We start from the raw sequence: 20,506 nt of genomic DNA on the forward strand, positions 1-20,506 counted from the left end.
GCGTGGATGACGCCCGCCTTCGACGAGCCAGAATGACGGAGATCGAGCGTCGGGCCCTGGACGCGGGGTACTGGGGATTCGTTGCCCACGTTCACTTCCCGGGCAGGGGCAGGTGGAGGCCCGCATGAGGCTGGAGATGTTCGACCCCGCTCCGATCGGTGTGGTGTTCACCCGGGGGCCGGAGCACCGACTCGCGTACACCAACGCCGTCTACCGGAAGACCTTCGGTGACCGTCCGCTGGGCCGGCCCCTCCGGCGCACCTTTCCCGACCTCGCGCAGTCCGGCTATTTCGACATCTTCGACCGGGTCCTCGCCACCGGCGAGGCCGAGGTGCTCACGGCCGTTCCCATCGACCTCGATTTCGCGGACTCACCACGGAAGGGAACACGCTACTTCACGTTCAGCGTCTCCCGTGCGACGGTGAGTGACGGAAGTCGTGGCGTACTGGGCGTGGTCGTGGAAACGACTGAGCAGGTGACCGCCGCACGGCGGATCCGTGTCCTGTCCGAGGAGCGACGCCGCGCACTGCTGCGCTACCGCAGCCTGGTGCGCGCCGGGTCCGAGATGGTGTGGGTGACGGGCCCGGAAGGAGGTGTGACCGAGCCGAGCCCGGGCTGGCAGCGGGTCACCGGGCAGAGCTGGGAGGAGTTCCGCGGCGACGGATGGATCGACGCGGTCCATCCCGACGACCGCGCCGCCGTCATCGAGCGGTGGAGCCGCGCCCTGCGGGAGGTGCAGCCGCGCTTCACCCACGCCTACCGGTTGCGGCTGGCCACGGGCGGCTACCGGCACTTCGCCGTCGACGCCGCGCCGGTCCGCGACGGGGACACGGTGATCGAGTGGATAGGCACGTGCCGGGACGTCGAGCAGGAGTGGCAGGATGCCCGCCGGGAGAAGCTGCTGGCCCGGGCGACCGCCGTGACGGCGGACACCGCCCGGCCGGACGAGATGCTTGCCGCCCTCACCGCGGTGATCGTGCCCGAGCTCGCCGACAGCTGTACCTCCTACCTCCTTCCACAGGCCCTGCACCGCACTCCGGGGACCGCCCTGACCGCCGAACGCGTCGCCGCCGTGACCCGCCAGGGCCCTCCCGTCCCGCTCCCGCACGGCGCCGAGCATCTGGGCCCGGACAGCGCCCTCGTCCGCGCCGCCGACCGGCGCCGCCCGGTCCACGCCGTCTTCCCGCCCGGCTCACCGCCGCCCGGTATCGCCCTGCCCGGCGCCGAACCCTGGCTGGCGCCCGACGCCAACAGCGTCGTCCTGCTTCCGGTCGTCGTCGACGGCACCACCGCCGCCCTGGTCGTCGCCTGCGTCAACGGCGACCGCCCACCCCTTGGCCAGTCGGAGATCAGTCTGCTGCAGACGCTCCTGGAACGGGCCCACACCCCCTTGAGCAACGCTCTGGAGTACCAGCGAACCCGGCAGGTGGCGCTCGCACTCCAGCACAGCCTGCTCACCGAGCCGCCGGACGTCCCCGGCCTCGGCATCGCCGTCCGCTACCGGCCCAGCAGCTCGGCCGCCGAAGTCGGCGGCGACTGGTACGACTCCTTCGTGCTGCGCGACGGCGCCACCGTCCTCACCGTCGGTGACGTCGCAGGCCACGACCTGCCCGCCGCGGTCACCATGAGCCAGTTGCGCAACATGCTGCGCGGACTCGCCCTCGACCGTGAGGAACCCACCGGCGAGATCCTGCGGCGCCTGGACGCATCCATACAGACCCTGTACCTCGAGTGCACCGCCACCTGCGTCCTGGCCCGGATCGAACGACCGGCGCCAGGCCGCTTGCAGCTCCACTACTCCGTGGCAGGACACCCTCCGCCGCTGCTCGTCGAGGCGGACGGCACCGCACACTTCCTGGACGAGGGCCGCTCCCCTATGCTCGGCCTGCTCCCCGACCCCCGCCACAGCACCGCCGTCCACCCCCTGCTTCCCGGTTCCACGCTGCTGCTGTACACCGACGGGCTGGTCGAACGCCGGAAGGAAGACCTCACCGACGGACTGGACCGGCTGCGCCGCCACGCGTCGACCGCGGCCCGGCGCCCACTGGAATCCTTCTGCGACGAGTTGCTCGCCGGGATGCTGACCGCCGACAACGACGACGACACGGCGCTGGTGGCCCTGCGCCTGTCCGTGCCGTAGCACCCCGCCCGCCCCCGCCACGAGCAAGGGCGAGCGACGGCGCCGCTTCCTCCCCCGCCCCGGTCGTGGTCACGGCAGTGGACGCGGCCGCGGAGACTGCCGGGGCCTCGATCAGCTCCTCCCGCGCGATCACCGCCGGTCCAGCTCGGCCTCGGCGGCCTCCAGCACCTCAGCCGACCGCGCGGCTTCCTCCCGCAAGCCCTCCACCCGCACGCGGGCAGCCGCCTCTCGCTCCTCCAGCATCCCCGGCACCGACGCCACCGCGCACCCCTCGACCGATGAAGCGGACACAAGACGTCGCGATGCCTCCCTCAACCCGAGCGAAACCATTCCTGACCAGCAGGGATCAAGGGACCGCGTCGGGTTGGGACACGGCTTCCCGGTAAAGATGCCGCTCTGATGTGGCTTACCGCTCGGGAGGGGAAGCCGACAGCCGGACCCCTGGCCGAGGTGTGCGCCGACGCCGCAGAAGGCACCGTGCGGGCACCGGCCGGAACCGGCGCCCTCTCGGCCCGCCGCGCTCCTGGCGGCGCATCCGTCTCCGCCGACAGGAGCATGCTCCGGGGCGCCGGTCAGGCCTGGAGCCGGCGGTGGGCACGGATGATGTCGGCGTAGTGGTGGCCGCTGGACTTGATGGTGCGGGTCTGTGTCGCGTAGTCGACGTGGACGAGGCCGAAGCGCTTGTCGTAGCCGTAGGCCCATTCGAAGTTGTCGAGCAGGGACCAGGCGTAGTAGCCGGCGAGGGGGGCTCCCTTGCGCACGGCGCGGGCGCAGGCGCTGATGTGCTGTTCCAGGTAGCGGGCCCGGTCGGGGTCGTCGACGGTGCCGTCGGGGGCGACGGTGTCGGGGAAGGCGGAGCCGTTCTCGGTGACGTACAGCTCGCGGACGCCGTAGTCGTCGGTCAGCCGCATGAGGAACGCCTCCAGGCCGTCGGCGTCGATCTGCCAGTCCATGCCGGTGCGGGGCACGTCGGGCAGGCGGAACTCGCGGGCGTACGGGACGGGGCCGGCCGGGTCGTCGGCGACGGTGACCGGGAAGTAGTAGTTGAGGCCGTGCCAGTCGAGCGGGACGGCGATCGTCTCCAGGTCGCCCGCGCGTTCGGGCAGTTCGACGCCGTAGAGCTCGCGCATGTCGGCGGGGAAGCCCCTGCCGTACACGGGGTCGAGCCACCAGCGGTTGGTGTGGCCGTCCATGCGAGTGGCCGCCGCGAGGTCCTCCGGCCGGGTGGAGGCGGCCTCCACGGTCGAGTGGTTGGTGACGAGCCCGACCTGGGCGCCCGGCACCGCCGCGCGGATCGCCTGCGCGGCCAGTCCGTGGCCGAGCAGCAGGTGGTACGAGGCGTGCACGGCGGCGGTCAGGTCGGTGAGGCCCGGAGCCATCCTGCCCTCGAGGTGGCCGATCCACCCGGAGCAGAGGGGTTCGTTCAAGGTGGCCCAGCGGGTGACCCGGTCGCCGAGCCGCCCGGAGACTGCGGAGGCGTAGGCGGCGAGGTGTTCGGCGGTGTCGCGGCTGGTCCAGCCGCCGCGGTCCTGGAGCGCCTGGGGCAGGTCCCAGTGGTAGAGGGTGATGTTGGGTGTGATGCCGGCGTCGAGGAGGCCGTCGACGAGGCGGTCGTAGAAGTCGAGGCCGGCCGCGTTGAGGGGGCCGTCGCCGCCGGGGACGACGCGGGGCCAGGCGATGGACATCCGGTAGGCGTCGGCGCCCAGCTCCTTCATGAGGGCGATGTCCTCGGGCCAGCGGTGGTAGTGGTCGCAGGCCACGTCGCCGTGGTCGTCGTTGTCGACCTTCCCCGGGGTGTGGGAGAAGGTGTCCCAGATCGACGGGGCCCGGCCGTCCTCGGAGACGGCGCCCTCGATCTGGTAGGCGGAAGTGGCCGTGCCCCACACGAAGTCGCGGGGGAAGGCGGCGAGGTCTATCGCTTCGGACACTGAGGGTGCCTCTCTGGGTGACTGGGGTGATCGGAGGGTGCGGTGGGCGAAAGGGGCGTGGGCCGCTACTTCACGGCACCGGCGGTCAGTCCGGCGACGAGGTAGCGCTGGAGGAGCAGGAAGCCGGCGACGACGGGCAAGCTGACGACGAGCGAGGCGGCCATGATCTGGTTCCAGTACACGTCGTTCTGGGTGGAGTAGCCCTGCAGGCCGACGGCGAGGGTGCGGGTGGTGTCGTTGGTCATGACGGAGGCGAAGAGGACCTCGCCCCAGGCGGTCATGAACGCGTAGACGGCGACGGCGACGATGCCGGGGACCGCGGCGGGCACGATGACTCTGAAGAGGGCGCCGAGCGGTCCGCAGCCGTCCACCTTGGCCGCTTCGTCGAGGTCTCTGGGCACCGAGTCGAAGTATCCGATCAGCATCCAGATGGAGAAGGGCAGCGAGAAGGTGAGGTAGGTGAGGATCAGGCCGCCGCGGGAGCCGAACAGCGCGATGCCGGTGGCGTTGCCGATGTTGACGTAGATGAGGAACAGCGGCAGCAGGAACAGGATGCCGGGGAACATCTGGGTCGACAGGACCGTCACCGTGAAGACGCGCTTGCCGCGGAAGGAGTAGCGGCTGACCGCGTAGGCCGCGAACACGGCGATGGTGACGGAGCAGACGGTCGCCGCGCCGGCCACGATCAGCGAGTTCATGAAGTAGTCGGCCAGCGGGACCGTGTCCCAGATGTCGAAGTACGGGCGGACGGTGAGGCCCGAGGGGATCCACGCGAACTTCCCCGACACGTCCTCCAGCGGCTTCAGCGAGCTGGAGACCATCACGTACACCGGCAGCAGCACGAAGCCGGCGAGGAGCGTCAGGAAGATCCGCCGGCTCCACAGGAAGGACTGCGGGGCAGCCATCGGGGAGCGGGCCTGGCGCCGGGACGGGCTAGGCATCGGAGGCCTTCCTTCCTCGGGAGGTGAGCAGGAGGTAGACGCCTGTCACCACGAGCAGGAACAGCAGCAGCAGGACCGACATGGCGGAGCCGGTGCCGAAGTTCCAGGTCTGGAACGAGGACTGGTAGATGTGCAGGGAGATGAGGTCTGCGGCCTCGGGCGCCGCCTCGCCGAAGAGGACGAAGGGGGTGTTGAAGTCGTTGAACGTCCACAGGAACAGCACCAGGACGAGAACCTGGTTGACCGGGCGCAGCGCCGGCAGCGTGATGCGGCGGATCTGCTGCCAGACGCCGGCGCCGTCGAGGGCGGCGGCCTCGTAGATCTCCTTCGGGATGTTCTGCAGTCCGGCCATGACGATGAGGAAGGCGAAGGGCCAGCCCTTCCACACCGAGACGATGAGCAGGGCGACGAAGCTGTTGTCGCCGATCAGCCAGAACGGAGGGCTGTCGGTGAGGCCGAGCTGGTCGTGCACGACGTGGTTGATCAGGCCGTTGTCGCGCTGGAACATGAACGCCCAGGTGATGACGGCGGCGTAGACGGGCAGCGCGTACGGGACGAGGAAGAGCGTGCGCAGGAAGCCACGGCCGCGGAAGCTCTCCTGCATGAACACGGCGGTGGCCACCCCGAGCAGCCAGCACAGCCCGACCGAGAGGACGGTGAACAGGCAGGTGGTGAGGAAGGAGTTCAGCAGCGCTTCGCCCACGGGGGCGTCGAAGTCGACCGCGAGGGAGTAGTTGTCGAAGGCGGCCCACGGTGCGGTGGTCCAGTCGCGGATGTAGAACTGGGTCAGCTCCTTGAAGCTGACGGCGATGCCGATCACCATCGGCACCAGGTGGACCAGGAGTTCGAGCAGGAGCGCGGGCAGGAGCAGGAGGTACGGCAGGCTGATGCGCCGCAGCCGCCCGGAGCGGCGCTTGCGCGGTGCTCCGGGGGAACTCTTGCGTGCCTTCCGCTCGCCTGTGTCAGGGGCAGCGGTGAGAGTCATCGTGGTGGTCCGCCACTCAGTTCTTGGGCATCTGCTGCTGGGCCTTCTCGAGCTTGGCCCGCACCGACTCGGTGGTCACCGGCCGCCCCGCGGCGGCGTCGGCGAAGAGCTCCTTGACCGCGGTGCCGACGACGGTCTCGAACTGGGACTCCTCGGGCACCTGCGGGAGCGCGGTGGCGCTGCTCGCCAGGGTCTCGCGCAGCACGGCGAGCGAAGGCGTGTTGAAGGCCGGGTCCTCCTGCGCGGCCTTGACCGGCGGGATGGAGCCGTAGGCCTTGTTGAGGATGACCTGCTCTTCCTCGCTGGTCATGAAGTTGATGAACTTCTTGGCGCCGTCGATGTTCTTGGTGTTCTTGAAGACGGCCATGTTGATGCCGGCGACCATGGAGTTGGTGGCCCGGCCCGGGCCGGGCTCGCCGGACTGCACGGGGGCGGGCGCCACTCCCCACTCGTCGTCGTTCATGCCCTGGGCCTTGAAGGTGGCCGACGCGGTCTGCCACAGCACCATGCCCGTCCTGTCCTTCGCGAAGTCGCTCAGGGACTGGTTCTGGGCGTACTCGGCGTTCCCCGGGGCAATGATCTTGGCCTTGGCCATCAGGTCGACGTACTGCTTGACCGCGGTGACCGCGCCGTCGGAGGTGAAGTCCGGCTTGCCGTCGGGGGTGAAGAAGTCGGCACCGTGCTGCTTGCCGAGGACGAACACCTGGTGGATGTTGTTCGACAGGTTGGAGCCCTCGGCGCCCAGACCGTTGTACCCCTTCGCGGTGAGCTTCTTGCCGGCGGCGACCAGCTCGTCCCAGGTTGCCGGCGGCTTGGCTATCCCGGCCTCGGCGAACAGCTTCTTGTTGTAGTAGAGCGCGTAGGCCATGGAGTACAGCGGCACGGCGGCCGGGTCCTGGCCCTGGACGCCGGTGGAGCCGAGCGCGGACTCCACGAACCGGTCCCGGCCGCCGATCGCCTCGAAGTTCTCGGCGTCCCAGGGCAGCAGGGCGCCGGTGGCCTGGAGGGAGGCGCTCCAGGTGTTGCCGATGTTGAGGACATCGGGGCCCTGGCCGGAGGTGGTGGCGGTGAGAATCCGGTTCAGCAGGTCGGACCAGGGCACGACCTCCAGCTTCACCTTGATGCCGGTCTCCTTCTCGAACTTGTCGAGTTCCGGCTGGAGGACCTTCTTGTCGGCCTCCAGGTTGGCGCCCTGGTTCGAAGCCCAGTAGGTGAGCGTCTTCGGCTGGTCGTTGGAACCCTCCGAGCCGGAGGAGCCCCCGCCACAGGCGGCCGCGGCGAGAACGAGGGAGAGGGTGACGACGCCGACGGCTGCGGCTCTGATTCTGCGCATGTCTTCAGGGGCCCTTCCGGAAAGGTTGACGGACTTCGTCTGCGGGGAGGGGCGACACGAGTGACGTCCCGCGTTCGAGCCCTGAAGCACCCCGCCGCTTAATTCACGGTGTGAGTTAAACCTCAAGTGAAGGTCGCGTCAAGGCCCTTGTCCCATGTATGTTGCGTGCAGGACATTGAGGACGAGGGGGCAGGGTGAAGATGCGCAGCGGCCGTACGGTGCGTGACCTGCGGCGTGAGAATCGCACTGCGGTGTTGCAACGGTTGTATTTCGACGGCCCCCTCAGCCGCTTCTCGCTCGGTCCGGTCACCGGGCTCAGCTCGGGCTCGGTGAGCAACGTGGTCTCCGAGCTGGTCGCCGAGGGCTTGGTCGAGGAGGCCGGCAGCGTGGATTCGGCCGGCGGGCGCCCCCGGACGCTGCTGCGTATCAGCGCGCACAGCGGCTACATGATCGGCGTGGACGTCGGCGAGACACGGGTACGGATCGAGCTGTTCGACCTGTCCCTTACCGAACTCGCGCGGGTGGAACGTCCGTTGGCGACCGAGAGTCCCCGGCGGGTGGACCGCTACGACGTCGGTGTCGTGGTCGGGCACCTCCGCGAGGGCATCCCCGAGGTCCTGGACCTGGCCGGTATCCCGGCGGAGCGGCTGCTGGGCGTCGGGATCGGCGTGCCGGGCATCGTCGCCCGGAGTGCGCAGGACGGCGCCGTCGTGCACGGCCAGACCATCGGCTGGGACGCCGTCCCGCTGGAGCGCCTGCTGCGCGAGTCCCGGCTGCTGCCCGAGGCCGTGCCGTACTACATCGACAACGGTGCCAAGACGCTCGGCCAGGCGGAGATGTGGTTCGGGGCCGGGCGGGGGGCGCAGAACGCGGTGGTGGTCCTCTTCGGCTCCGGCGTCGGCGCCTGCGTCGTCACCGACGACATGCGGTCCGGCCGGGCCCTGGAGTGGGGGCATCTGACCGTACGGGTGCGGGGCCGGAACTGCCGCTGCGGTGCGACGGGCTGCCTGGAGGCGTACGCCGGCGCGGAAGCGCTCCTGGAACGGTGGGCGGAGGCGGGCGGGCGGCCACCGGCGGGCGCGGACGAGGAGACCGCGCTGACCGCGATGCTCGCCGCCGCGTACCCGGTCCCCGACGCCGAGGGGGTCACCGCGCCGGCGGATGCGACCGCTCTGGCCGTGCTGGAGGAAACCGCCGAGTACCTGGGCGCCGGTTTCTCCGACCTGATCAACCTGTTCCAGCCCGAACGCATCCTCGTCGGCGGCTGGGCCGGACTCCAGCTCGGGCGGCGCTTCCTCGACACCGTGCGGGCATACGCCACTTCGTATTCGCTGAAGTATCCGGGCGGGCGCGTCGACATCGATCTGGGCACCCTGGGGCCGGACGCCGTCACGGTCGGAGCGGCGATCCTGCCGCTCGCCGCGTTCTTCGCCCGCGGGGGCCGCCGCGCCGAGGCGGCCCCGGAGCAGCAGAGTCCCGTGTGGCAGACCAGCCTGCGGGAGCGGGCGGCGCAGTGAGGGGCCTCAGCCGTGGAGGGCCGGGGACTCCACCGTCACCTCGCCCTGCCACCGCGGGTCTCCTGCCGACCTGCCCGCCATGAGCCGATAGGGTCCGGGCTCCACTGCCCAGGCGTGCTCGTCCTGCGACCAGTGACGCAGGACGCGGGGCGCCGCTTCCTCCTCGGCGGTCACCGTCCGGCCCGGCTCCGCGCGGGCCGCCGCGTATCCGGCGGACCAGCGTACGGGCCGTTCCACGGCCGGGTCCGGCCGCGCGACGTAGATCTGGACGACCTCCCGCCCGGCGCGGGTACCGGTGTTGCGCAGGTGTGCCCGCACGGTGGACGCGTCGCCGGCCGTGACCCTTGCCGGCGCGTCGACGGCCCCGTACTCCCAGGTGGTGCACCCGAGGAGGTACGGCCGGTCAGGACAGTCGGTAGTCCGCGTTCAGGACCGCGTCCCGTTCCGGGTGGTACAGGTCGTAGCCGCGCGCGTCGCACTGGAAACCGCCCCTGATGCACCCGTCGACCAGTGCCTTGAGGGTGCGCTCCTCCCACGCGTTGAAGAAGTCGTAGTGGAAGGAGTAGCCGCGACCGCCGGCCAGGCGGACCTGGCTCATGTCGCCGTTGACCGGGAAGGCCATCTTGAACTCGATCATCGGCACGGCGACCGGGTGGGAGGCCGGGCACATGGTGTCGTTGGTGCCGGGTTTGACGGCCGGGTAGGCCATGTGGCTCTTGTGGTCGGGGGTGTCGAGGTACTTGCCGTCCCAGCAACTGGGCGCCTGCATACGGAGGTTGATCTGTACGTCGGGCCTGCTCGGGCAGCTCGCCGGGAAGTCGGTGTTGAAGAAGCTGTCACCGCATTCCCAGCCCTCGACGAAGCCGCAGTGGCGGCGGAACTCGTCGGCGCTCTGCATCGGGTCGCCCACGACGAACCGCAGCCCCTTGGGGAAGGGCCGCACGCTGGTGTAGTCGGTGACACCTGCCTTGTAGTAGATGACCTGCGGGCCCACCGGAAGGATCTTCTTGTCCCCGTCGTACAGGGAGGGCATCCAGTACGCGGAGCCGTCGGCGGGTGCGAGGCACTTGGTGGCGCCGCCGTAGAGCGAATCGGTGGTGCTGTGCGCGTCGGTCGAGGTGTTGCCCATGAAGGTGTGGTCGTGGGACCTGCCCGGCTGTCCCGGGTACACGATCGGGTCGTCCGGCGCGGTGTGCGTGACGGAGCAGTTGGCCTGGAACTCCTTGTGGTAGCGCGGCGGCGGAGTGTGCGTGGACGGTGTGACGCCGGTGACCTGGGGGACGGCCGGTATGTAACCGTCCCCGTCGTGGTCGTCGCCGGACGCCTGGGCCGACACGGCCGTCGTGTGCCTGGCGTGGCCGCCGGCCGCGGCGGCGCTTCCCGGATCGGCCGCGGTGGCGACCGTACCGAGACCGAGGACGGATGCGACGAGAGCGCTTCCGAGAAGGAGCGCGGGGAGTCGTTTCGTACGCCATCTCATGGAGGGCCTCCAGCCCGTGGGTGGGGGGTGTGGTGATCCGGCAGGGGGCTGAGCGCGGCCCCCTGCCGGGGCCTGGCGTGGTGCGTCAGCAGGAGACGTGCGTCAGCTGTAGACGCCGAACTCGTGGAGCGAGCAGCCCCAGCCCGTCCCTCTGGCCGTCAGGTGGAGACGGACGTGCCGTGCGGTCGCCGTGACGTCGATGGTGTCGATGTCGCCGTTGCCGGTCGTCGTGGAGTGGACCGTGCGCCAGGTGCTTCCGTCGTCGGACACCCGGACCTCATAGGACTTCGCACAGGCCGGGTCCCACTGCAACTGGAGCTTGCGGATCGCGGTGGGGGCGCCGAGGCCGACGCGGATCCACTGCGGGTCGCTCCAGTCACTGGCCCAGCGGGTGCCGGCCCTGCCGTCGGTCGCCTCGGCGGGCTCGCAGGGGCATTCGCCGTACGACTGCTGGAAGGAGGAGGCGGTGGCGGTCCTGCCCTGCGACAGCAGGGTGTCGGCCGCCTGGGCGGGCGGGGCGGTGAGGGTGAGCGACGAGGCCACCAGCGCGCCGAGGGCCAGCACGGCGAGGCCGGGGCGGCGGGCCGGGGCGGGTGGTGAGGGAGGTCTGGACACATCTGCTCCTGGCAGGTCGAAGTGCCGGGTGGGGAGCGCTCACCAGGAAGCCCCGGCCCCGTACGGCGCATGGCTGCGGCGTGCCGCCCAGTGCGGGAAGGCACGGTCGCCCGGGGGCGTTGCGGGGTGCGGCCCCGGGCGCCCGGTTCAGGCACCGGGCCGCGGGGCCCCTCCGGGCCGGGGCGCGGGTGTGTCACCCGGACCGGAGGGGAATCGGTGCCGTCGGACGGATCACCCGGCCGGCCGGCGGACGGCGTGTCAGGGGAAGGACACGAGGGTGGACGGCACGGTCGAGGTTCCCGCGGGGACCGTGGACGCTCCTGTGTCGTTGATGACGTGGTTGTAGTGGCCCATGCCGCCGAGGGACACCACCAGCAGGCTGTGGAACTTGATCCCCGGCTTGACCGGGGTCTTGAAGCCGTGGTGCTGGCGGATGGACGGGTCGACGTTGTAGTTGCAGTAACTGCCCAGGCCCCACGCCTCATGCGTGTCGACGGAGTCGTCGACGCGGTAGGCGGCGTAGCCCTGGGTGGAGCCGTTCTGGATGGCCGCCTGGTCGGGCGCGTCGTACGCCTTCTCGTTCTGGTAGAAGATCGTGCGTCCGCGCTCGCCGTACCACTCGACGTCGTACTTGTTGAAGTGCTCGACGAACAGGCCGGTGGCGAGCACGTCGTCGCCGTTGACGCGGACGCCGTAGTCGGCGCGGTTGGTCTCCCAGCCGACGCCCTCGCCGTGGTCGGCGCGCCAGACCCAGGTGTGGTCGATGATCGTGTCGTCGCTGTTGACGACCATGCTGGTGGTCGCCTTGCCCGCGTGCGCGCCGCCGATCCGGATGTAGACGTCCTGGACGGTGGTGGGGTCGGCGGCGTGGTCGGCGGAGGCTTCCTGCGGGCCGACCTCCAGCAGGGTCGGGGAGTTGACGGTGCCGGCGTCGATGAGGAAGCCGGCCAGTCGCACGCCGTCGACGTCGGCGACCTTCATCGCGGTCACCCCGTTGTCGGGGATGATCGTGGCCAGGCCGAGGCCCAGCACGATGGTGTCGGCCCGGTCGACGTTGATGGTCCGGTCGACGTGGTAGACGCCCGGGGTGAACAGCAGGTGCAGGCCCTGGGCGAGCGCCTGGTTGATGGTGGCGGCGGTGGCGCCGGGCTTGACGACGTAGAACTTGCTGAGCGGGATCGACTCGCCCTGGGGGGTGCCGCTCGCCCAGGTGGTGCCGCGGGCGTTCGTGCGCTTGGCCGGCGCGAAGACCTTGTACTCGCTGCCGTCCAGATAGAGGAACGGCTTCTCACGGGAGATGGGGGTGGTGCTCAGGGTCGTGTAGCGGGGCTCGGGGAAGCTGTTCGCCGGGGCGCCCTCGACACCCGAGAAGACCTGGTTCCACACGGAGTTGGACCAGCCGCCGATGGCGCTGTCACGGGTGTACCACTGCTGCTGCGAGTAGTTGCCGACCTGGCCGTCGATCTTGCTGTCGGCGATGTAGCCGCCGCTGGCCCAGCCGTAGCCGTTCGGCGCGAGGTTCAGCCCGCCCTTGACGTGCATGCGGCGGAACGACGCCGCCTGGGAGACCGCCCACCGGTTGGTGCCGCTCACCGGGTTCAGCGCCAGGTTCTCGGCCGCCCGCCAGAAGTTCTGCGTGGCGTTGCCGTTGAACCAGCCGGCGTCGACCGTCACGTCACCGTTGATGGTCGTGTCGTCGGGCTTCAGGCCGAGGCCCGCGATCTGGGTGTAGAAGCCGATCTGGGCGTTGAGGTTGTTGTACGTGCCCGGCTTGAAGAAGAACGCGTGCCGGCCGTTGCCGAACTGCGCGGACTCCTGCTGGCGGAACACCTCGTCCAGCTTGGCCTGGATGCCCGGCGTCGACGGGTCGAAGACGTGCACGTTCGGGCCGAGGTCACCGCCGCCCGGCAGTTGCGGGCCGCCGGTGCCGCTCTCGCCGTACACCTTGAACTCCCAGAGCGAGTAACCGTACTGGGTGGCGCGGGCCGTGCCGTACATCCGGACGTATCGGGCCTCGCCCGTCACGTTGACGGTGTCCGTGCCGCCGTCGCCGGTGGTGGTCCGGTAGGCCGTCGACCAGTCCGTGCCGTTGGTGGAGAGCTCGATGCGGTAGCTCTTGCCGTACGCCGCCTCCCAGTCCAGGACGACCTGGCTCACCTGGGTGGTCGCGCCGAGATCGACGCGGATCCACTGCGGGTCGGAGTGGGCGCTGGACCAGCGGGTGCCGGAGTTGCCGTCGACGGCGTCGACGGCCGGCGTGCCGCCGTGCTCCTGGCTGGAGGCCGTGACCGGCTTGCCCTGGGACAGCAGCACGGGTGCGGCCTCGGCCTGCCGGGCGGGCGCGAGGGTGAGCAGGGTGGCGGCGAGGGCGGTGACCAACGCGCCGACGACACCTCGGCGCACGGGTCTGCGGGGTGGTGGCGCCACTGACGGTATGCCAACTGCGGGCATGTGGGGGCTCCTTGGAAACGAAAACGACAGGGGAGAGCGTTCTCCGGAACCTTGCCCGCAACGAGACGGGGCGGTCAAGGATCTGTCATTACTTATCTTTTATCTTTCATTAAGTAGCAGTTGAGCGCCGGTGCGTCCGAGGCACGGCTGGTGCGGCATCGACGGGGACCCGGCCGCACCACCGGTCAGCCCCACCGCGCGGCGGCCGGCAAGGCTTCCGGAGGGGACACCGCGGACAGGCACGGCATGAGGGAAACCGTTCGCCCCACAGGCGAGTCGATGCACCGCCAGGTGCGGATTACACGTTTTCTCAAGGTGAACGTAAACCCTTGACACACCTTCTCGACGCCAGCAGGCTCCCCCTCCAGAGAACGCTCCCTGTCCTTCTGGCCCCACCCGATCGCTTCGAGGAGCCGCCGTGAGTCCGATGCGCCGCCGCCTGGGCCTGCTCATGGCCCTCGCGGTCATCCTGCTGTCGTTCGCCGGCCTGCCGGGCCCCCCGTCCGCCCACGCCGCCGACCCCCTGCTTTCCCAGGGCAGACCGGTGACGGTCTCGTCCGCGGAGAACCCGTTCGCCGGCGTCAACGCCGTGGACGGTGATCCGGGCACCCGCTGGTCCAGCGCCTTCGCCGACCCCCAGTGGATCCAGGTCGACCTGGGTGCTTCCGCCAAGATCAGCGAGGTCGCCCTGAACTGGGAGGCCGCCTACGCCAAGGCGTTCCAGATCCAGGTGTCCGCCGACGCCCGTACCTGGTCCACGGTCCACGAGACCGCCGCCGGTACCGGTGGCGACCAGCGGCTGACCGTCTCGGGCACCGGCCGGTACGTCCGCATGTACGGCACCCAACGAGCCACCCCGTACGGCTACTCCCTGTGGGAGTTCCAGGTGTACGGCAGCAAGGACACCGGCGGCGACCCGGATCCCGCCCCCGGCGAGAAGCTCCTGTCCTACGGCAGGACCGGCACGGCGTCCAGCTCGCAGCACGACGGTCACTGCTGGGAGTGCTCCCCCGCCCGCGCCTTCGACCGCGACCCCGCCACCCGCTGGGCGACCAGCCCCACGAACGGCTGGACCGACCCCGGCTGGATCTCCGTCGACCTGGGCGCGTCGGCGCAGATCAGCAAGGTGGTGCTCCAGTGGGACCCGGCCTACGCCAGGTCGTTCCAGATCCAGGTCTCGTCCGACAACACGAACTGGACCCCGATCTACTCGACCACCACCGGCACCGGCTTCAAGCAGACGCTGGCCGTCTCCGGAACCGGCCGGTACGTCCGCATGTACGGCACCCAGCGAGCCACCCCGTACGGCTACTCGCTGTGGGAGTTCCAGGTGTACGGCGCCGGCGGAGCCCCGATCACCCCGCCTCCGCTGCCACCCGGCCCCGCCGACCCGCCCCGGATCGTCTGGCAGGACGAGTTCAACTCCCCGGCGGGCACCAGGCCCGACCCAGCCAAATGGTCCGCGGACCCCGGCACCGGCCCCAACAACGAACTGGAGTACTACACCCACCACGACAACGTGAGCATGGACGGCGCCGGTCACCTCGTCATAGAGGCACGCAAACAGGCCACGCCCGGCACCTCGTGCCCGGCCGACCCGCTCACCGGGAGCGGCACCTGCCAGTACACCTCCGCCCGGATCAACACCGGCAACAAGTTCGAGTTCACATACGGCCGGGTCGAGGCGCGGATCAAGGTGCCCAAGGGCAACGGTCTGTGGCCCGCCTTCTGGATGATGGGCGCCGACTTCCTCGACGGCCGTCCGTGGCCGTACAACGGCGAGATCGACATCATGGAAGTCCTCGGAAAGGACGTGAAGACCTCGTACTCGACCGTCCACGCACCGGCCTACAACGGCGGCGGCGGGGTCGGCGCCCCCTACAAGCTGCCGGGTGACGCCGACTACTCGGACGACTTCCACGTGTGGGCCGCCCACTGGGACAGCAAGGGCATCGTCTACAGCCTCGACGGCCGGACCGTCCTCACGCTCGACAAGGCCCAGATCGAACAGACCCGCGGCCCGTGGGTCTTCGACCACCCCTTCTACCTGATCCTCAACCTCGCCGTCGGCGGCGACTGGCCCGGACCGCCCGACGCCTCGACCCCGTTCCCGGCGAAGATGCTGGTCGACTACGTTCGGGTCTATCAGTGACACGCCGTCCGCCGTGAACCGAGGGGCCGGGATCAGCGGTCCCGGCCCCTCCCCTCGGGAAGCCCGGACCCCGACCCGGTCCGGTTCGCCGGGCATCCCCGAAACGCAATCCATCCCCGCGCGAAGCGCCCCAGGAGAACGGCGCGGTGGATCCGCCAGCGCATCATGGCCGGCGGTCCCTTCGAAGTCCGGACAGGCGCCGGGACCATCGGCAGCGTTCCAGGCCGGCCGCCCACCCGGTCGCTCTTGGCGGCGGCAGTACTCCTCGTTGAGGTATTTGAGTCGGCGACGGCCCTCCTCCCCCGCTCGTGCGGCCCCGGGGGCCGGGACACCGACTCGGTGTGCAGCTTGAGACCAGGTCGGTCAGTGTGGAGGGCGCAGGCGAGGGCCACGGCCCGCTGGTCAGATTGACGCCGAGGGACCAGTGCTCACACGCCAGTTGGTAGTTGCGGCTGAGGAACGACCCCACCGGAAGCGGCGCCGGGCGGCATTGTCATCCGTACGGCCCTGTCAGTGCCCGCTGGCAGAACGGCGGGCGGTTCGCACGGTGGCCTGCCCTGTGCGCAGGGAGCGGAGACCGTCGCCGGATGCACGCTCCGGGCACCCGCCCGCGCACACCCGCACGGTGATCGCCTACACCATCTCGCGGGACGCCATCCAGGCCGGTGGTGTGCTCAGTTCGACCCCGAAGCTCAGAACTCCTGACGGGACGGTCGCCATGACCCTCGCGCGTGGCGGGTCAGGGGCCGCGGAACGTGGCGCGGTAGGCGCTGGGTGAGACCCCTAGTTGGGATCGCAGATGCAATCGCAATGAGTCGGCGGTGCCGAAGCCCGCGGTGACGGCGACCTCTTCGATGGGCAGGTCGGTGCGTTCCAGCAGGGAGCAGGCTCGCTCGATGCGCTGTCGGGCGAGCCACCGTCCCGGCGATGTGCCGATCTCGTCTCGGAAGCGGCGGGTGAGGGTTCGCGTGCTCGTCGATTCCTGGTCTGCCAGTTCCCGGAGCGTGATGGGCCGGTGGAGGTTCGCGAGTGCCCATTGGCGCGCTTTGCCGGTCGAGGAGACACTCGGGTCCGGCATCGGCCGCTGCACGTACTGCGCCTGCCCGCCCTCGCGGTGTGGCGGGACGACGGAACCGCGCGCCACGTCGTTGGCGACTGCTGCGCCGTAGTCGGTGCGGATCATGTGCAGGCACAAGTCGATGCCCGACGCCGCTCCGGCAGAGGTGAGGACGCCGTCGTCGTCGGTGTAGAGGACGTCCAGGTCGAACACGACCTCCGGGAACCGCTCCCGGAACCGGGCGGATGAGCGCCAGTGCGTGGTTGCCCGCCGCCCTGTCAGCAGGCCCGCCGCGGCCAGCACGAACGAGCCCGTACAGATCGAAGCGATCCGTGTGCCCGGCTGGGTCCGCGCCAGCGCGGCGGTGAGCGAGGGGTCAAGCGGCCCGCTCCAGGGTTCGAAGTCGTCCTCGGAGCCGGGGACGATGACGGTGTCGGCCTCGGCCAGTGCCTCGAGGCCGTGAGCGACGGTGATGGAGAAATCGGCGTCCGTGCGCATCGCGCCGGGCTCGGTCGCGCACGTCACGATCTCGTAGAGCGCGGCGCCGGCGGCCGAGCGCGCCTGGCCGAAGATCCGGTGGACGATGCTGAGTTCGAACGACAGCACCTTGTCACGGACCAGGACCGCCACTCGGTGGCGCCCGTCCTCAGCGAAAGCAGCCATGGCCCGATCCTCGCAGATATTGTCCATCAGGCCAGTCGTCGTGGCGGTGCCGCGCGGTCACCATCGACGTCATGAACGTTCTTTGGATTCTTGCCCACCCCGAACCCCGCTCGCTCAACAGCTACCTCGCCGCGGAGGGACAGCGCGCGCTCCGCGCTGAGGGTCACCAGGTCGAGGTGTCGGACCTGTACGCAATGGGCTGGAACCCCGTCGTCGACACCGCCGACTACGCCCACCCCCCGGCGAAGCGGTTCCAGGTCGCTGCCGCTGCGAAGCAGGCGTACGAGAGCGGCGCGCTGAGCGCCGACATTCGAGCCGAGCAGGAAAAGATCAACCGGGCAGACACCATCGTGGTCCAGTTCCCGATGTGGTGGTTCGGAATGCCCGCCATCCTCAAGGGCTGGTTCGACCGGGTCTGGCACCAGGGCTTCGCATACGGGTTGCGCGGTCCGAACGGCGAGTGGATCGGCTACGGGGACGGGTTCCTCGCGGGCAAGCGTGCGATGACGGTCGTGACCATGGGCGGGCCGGCAGGGCTCTACGGTGAGCGGGGCATTCACGGATCCGTCGACGAGCTGCTGTTCCCGCTGCAGCACGGCACCCTGTTCTACGCGGGCGCGGAGGTGCTGCCCCCGGTGCTGATCACGGGTGCCGACCGGTTCACGCCCGAGGAGGGCGAGGCGGCGGCCGAGGAACTGCGCGAGCGCCTGCTCGCGATTCCGACGACCGAGCCGATCGCGTACCGACCGCAGAACGGCGGAGACTACGGCCACGACCTCGTGCTGCGACCGGACGTGGCACCGGGGCTGACCGGTCTGAGAGCGCACGTGGCCTGACACCGGCACACCAGGGGAACGGCAGCCCGCGCGTGAGGACGGTCTCGCTCAGCTACTGGGATCGGCACCAGCCGACGGCCGCGATCAACCGGCCGTCGGCCGCAGGCCGTCGGAGAACGTGAGGGCGCCTGGCCGGCTGAGCGTGAAAGCGGGTGCTTCCGCACAGTTCGAGGGTGTCGAAATCCACCGGGCAACAGGAGGCCCCTGGTGCTCCAGTTCTTCGTGTCGGCATCGCGGTCGTCCCACCCGGCACCCGGCGATGTGTGATCGCCTCGCTCACCGGTTCGGGAACACCGGGAACCGGCCGTACGGGCGGCCGGGGTGTCCGTCCGGCATGAGTGACGCGGAATGGGGGCGTAGCGACACGATGCCGGTTCCCGGCCGGCGGGAAGGCCGCGGCGGGCAGCCGGAGGGCAGTCGGCGTCCCGCGCTCAGTGTTCGTCGAGGGTCGAGCGCAGAGGCGCCTCCCGCAGCAGCAGGACGGCGGCCAGTGCGAGCAGGGCGAAGGGCACGGCGGCGGTGAACACGTCGCCGAAGGCCTGGCCGTACACCGCCCGGACGCCGTCCACGGCCGGGGGACCCAGCGCGCGCAGGTCCGGCAGGCCGCCGTCGAGTCCGGTCCCGGCCGGGGCGTGCGCGGCGGTGAGGGCGTCCACGCGGGCGGTCAGCAGGGAGCCGAGGGCGGCGAGGCCGAGCACACCGCCGAGGCTGCGGGAGAGGATCACGAAGGAGGTGACGGCGCCGAGGTCGTCGGGGGGCGCCGCGTTCTGGGCGATCGGCACGAGGTTCTGCGAGACGACGCCGACGCCGGAGCCTCCCGCGAACAGGGCGGCGCCCACCAGGAGCAGCGGCGTACGGGCCCCCGCGGTGCCCATGACGGAGAAGCCGAGGACGAGCAGCAGGCCCCCCGCGGCCAGGGGGAGTTTCCAGCGGCCCCGCGCGCTGATGAGCCGGCCGGAGACGACGGACCCGGACAGCAGGCCGGCGATCATCGGCAGGGTCAGCAGTCCCGACACGGCCGGCGACTGCGCCCGGGCGACCTGGAAGTACTGGGCCAGCAGGGCGGGAGCGGCGAACAGCGCCGGGCCGACCGCGAAGCCGGCCAGCGCCGACAGCGCGACGGTGCGGTCCCGCAGCAGGCGTGGCGGCATCAGCGGGTCGACGGCCCGTGACTGCCGCCGGACGAACAGCGCGGCGAGGACGGGCACGGCACAGGCCGTTCCCGTCACCGGCCAGGACACCCATGGCACGCCGTTCCCGGCCCAGGTGACAGCGAGGAGGAGAGCCCCGACCATCGCGGTGAGCAGGGCCGCGCCCCACAGGTCGGGACGCGGCCCGCGCGACGTGCGCCCGGAGTCGGGCAGCCGCAGCGTGCGGTGGAGGGTGAGGGCGGCGCCGGCCGCGAGGAGCACGCCCAGATGGAAGCAGGCACGCCAGCCCACCCCCGGAGTGTCGGCCAGCACACCGCCGAGCGGAGGGCCGGCGACCGTTCCGGCCGTCATGACCAGCGTGATGCGGCCGTTGTACCGGCCGCGCTCCCGTGGCGGGACCAGCGCGGCCACGATCACCTGGGCCAGCGCGTTCACCCCGCCGGCTCCCAGCCCCTGCACCGCCCGCCCGGCGATCAACTGCCCGACGTCGCCCGCGAGCGCGCACCACGCCGATCCCAGGGCGAACAGGCCCAGTGAGATCTGGACCAGCGTCTTGCGGTCGGCGCGGTCGGCGAGCTTCCCCCACAGCGGCAGACTGAGCGTCGAGGCCACCATCGTGGCCGCGACGACCCACGTGAAGGCGGCCTGACCGCCGTCCAGGTCGGCGACGACGCGCGGCAGCGCGGTGACGACCACCGTGCTGGACAGCAGGCCGGCGAAGAGGCCGAGCAGCAGGGCGCGGAGCGCTCGGCGCGTCCGTACGGCGCTCTTGTCCACCGCGCTCACGAGCGGGGCGGCGGGCTGTGCCATGGGGATCCTCGGGGTCTGCGGGGTCACGGAGAGACGCCGTGACGGCTGGATGATGGCATCCGGCCGTGAGGGCACGGGACGCCACACGCGCCGTACACGTCACCGCAGTTGGGGAAGAGTTCAGCTGGGTGAACAGGCGGCTCGCACGGGTGATGCCGGGGTGAATGCCGTGGGCGTGCCGTGGGCGGAACCCCCGGTTCCTCCACCCGGCGGCGGGCTCCGTGCCCACCACTCCGAGCGGGGCGGTTCACCCAAAGATCATTTCGGGCCGGCGGACACCCCGGACGGTCAACTCACCGTGCTAGACACCGGATCGGCAGTCGATCATTCCGGATCGCGGTCGGCCGGCGCGGCGAACGCCGTGGTCACCAGGCCCTTCCCGGACCGATACCGCCGTCGCACCACGCTCGCCGCTCACCCCCCTCGTATGCGCCTGGGAGTACGTAC

The 20,506-nt window shown here is 70.7% G+C and carries 14 protein-coding genes and 1 pseudogene; 4 read left to right on the top strand and 11 right to left on the bottom strand.

What is annotated here, in order from left to right; translation table 11 throughout:
- Nucleotides 1–124: 124 nt before the first annotated feature.
- Nucleotides 125–2,140: a SpoIIE family protein phosphatase gene (locus C1708_RS01080; protein WP_106410849.1), complete on the top strand. Its 2,016-nt coding sequence runs from the start codon at nucleotides 125–127 to the stop codon at nucleotides 2,138–2,140.
- 129 nt (nucleotides 2,141–2,269) lie between these two features.
- Here C1708_RS01080 and C1708_RS35560 read toward each other — a convergent pair whose 3' ends face one another.
- The 5 genes from C1708_RS35560 to C1708_RS01105 form a co-directional block, all read right to left on the bottom strand.
- Nucleotides 2,270–2,401: a hypothetical protein gene (locus C1708_RS35560; RefSeq protein WP_274543339.1), complete on the bottom strand. Its 132-nt coding sequence runs from the start codon at nucleotides 2,399–2,401 to the stop codon at nucleotides 2,270–2,272.
- Nucleotides 2,402–2,712: 311 nt separating this feature from the next.
- Nucleotides 2,713–4,068 (bottom strand): GH1 family beta-glucosidase, encoded by a 1,356-nt coding sequence (locus C1708_RS01090; protein WP_106410851.1) that lies wholly within the window; start codon nucleotides 4,066–4,068, stop codon nucleotides 2,713–2,715.
- 65 nt (nucleotides 4,069–4,133) lie between these two features.
- A complete protein-coding gene (locus C1708_RS01095) occupies nucleotides 4,134–4,973 on the bottom strand; it encodes a carbohydrate ABC transporter permease (protein ID WP_106416089.1) in 840 nt (279 codons plus the stop codon).
- Between the two features lie 28 nt (nucleotides 4,974–5,001).
- The gene (locus C1708_RS01100; RefSeq protein WP_106410852.1) at nucleotides 5,002–5,994 is read right to left on the bottom strand and encodes a carbohydrate ABC transporter permease; all 993 of its coding nucleotides are present in this window, start codon (nucleotides 5,992–5,994) and stop codon (nucleotides 5,002–5,004) included.
- Between the two features lie 16 nt (nucleotides 5,995–6,010).
- Nucleotides 6,011–7,327: an extracellular solute-binding protein gene (locus C1708_RS01105; RefSeq protein ID WP_106410853.1), complete on the bottom strand. Its 1,317-nt coding sequence runs from the start codon at nucleotides 7,325–7,327 to the stop codon at nucleotides 6,011–6,013.
- A 200-nt stretch (nucleotides 7,328–7,527) separates the two neighbouring features.
- On the opposite strand from C1708_RS01105, the gene C1708_RS01110 reads away from it, so the two are divergent.
- Nucleotides 7,528–8,844, top strand: a complete 1,317-nt coding sequence (locus C1708_RS01110; RefSeq protein ID WP_391664153.1) for an ROK family protein — start codon at nucleotides 7,528–7,530, stop codon at nucleotides 8,842–8,844.
- Between the two features lie 6 nt (nucleotides 8,845–8,850).
- Here the strand turns inward: C1708_RS01110 and C1708_RS01115 are convergent, their stop codons facing one another.
- From C1708_RS01115 to C1708_RS01130, 4 genes and pseudogenes are all read right to left on the bottom strand, one after another.
- Nucleotides 8,851–9,162, bottom strand: coding sequence for a fibronectin type III-like domain-contianing protein (locus C1708_RS01115; protein WP_106410855.1), 312 nt, complete (start codon nucleotides 9,160–9,162; stop codon nucleotides 8,851–8,853).
- Nucleotides 9,163–9,247: 85 nt separating this feature from the next.
- Nucleotides 9,248–10,324 (bottom strand): DUF1996 domain-containing protein, encoded by a 1,077-nt coding sequence (locus C1708_RS01120; protein ID WP_106410856.1) that lies wholly within the window; start codon nucleotides 10,322–10,324, stop codon nucleotides 9,248–9,250.
- Nucleotides 10,325–10,426: 102 nt separating this feature from the next.
- Nucleotides 10,427–10,858 (bottom strand): annotated as a pseudogene (locus tag C1708_RS01125) (discoidin domain-containing protein); the annotation flags it as partial.
- Nucleotides 10,859–11,197: 339 nt separating this feature from the next.
- On the bottom strand, nucleotides 11,198–13,390 hold the full coding sequence (locus C1708_RS01130) for a discoidin domain-containing protein (protein ID WP_106410857.1): 2,193 nt from the start codon (nucleotides 13,388–13,390) through the stop codon (nucleotides 11,198–11,200).
- Nucleotides 13,391–13,817: 427 nt separating this feature from the next.
- Between C1708_RS01130 and C1708_RS01135 the strand changes: the two genes are divergently transcribed.
- Entirely contained in the window at nucleotides 13,818–15,542 is a 1,725-nt protein-coding gene (locus C1708_RS01135) for a discoidin domain-containing protein (RefSeq protein ID WP_106410858.1), read from the top strand.
- A 739-nt stretch (nucleotides 15,543–16,281) separates the two neighbouring features.
- On the opposite strand, the gene C1708_RS01140 is transcribed toward C1708_RS01135, so the two are convergent.
- Nucleotides 16,282–17,289 carry a GlxA family transcriptional regulator gene (locus tag C1708_RS01140; protein WP_106410859.1) on the bottom strand — a complete coding sequence of 336 codons (1,008 nt, stop codon included), beginning with the start codon at nucleotides 17,287–17,289 and terminating at the stop codon, nucleotides 16,282–16,284.
- A 44-nt stretch (nucleotides 17,290–17,333) separates the two neighbouring features.
- Between C1708_RS01140 and C1708_RS01145 the strand changes: the two genes are divergently transcribed.
- Nucleotides 17,334–18,098 (top strand): NAD(P)H-dependent oxidoreductase, encoded by a 765-nt coding sequence (locus C1708_RS01145; RefSeq protein WP_106410860.1) that lies wholly within the window; start codon nucleotides 17,334–17,336, stop codon nucleotides 18,096–18,098.
- 431 nt (nucleotides 18,099–18,529) lie between these two features.
- On the opposite strand, the gene C1708_RS01150 is transcribed toward C1708_RS01145, so the two are convergent.
- Nucleotides 18,530–20,059 (bottom strand): MFS transporter, encoded by a 1,530-nt coding sequence (locus tag C1708_RS01150; RefSeq protein ID WP_106410861.1) that lies wholly within the window; start codon nucleotides 20,057–20,059, stop codon nucleotides 18,530–18,532.
- Between the last annotated feature and the right edge of the window lie 447 nt (nucleotides 20,060–20,506).

The organism is Streptomyces sp. DH-12 (genome assembly GCF_002899455.1).
In the GTDB taxonomy this organism is placed as follows: Bacteria; Actinomycetota; Actinomycetes; order Streptomycetales; family Streptomycetaceae; genus Streptomyces.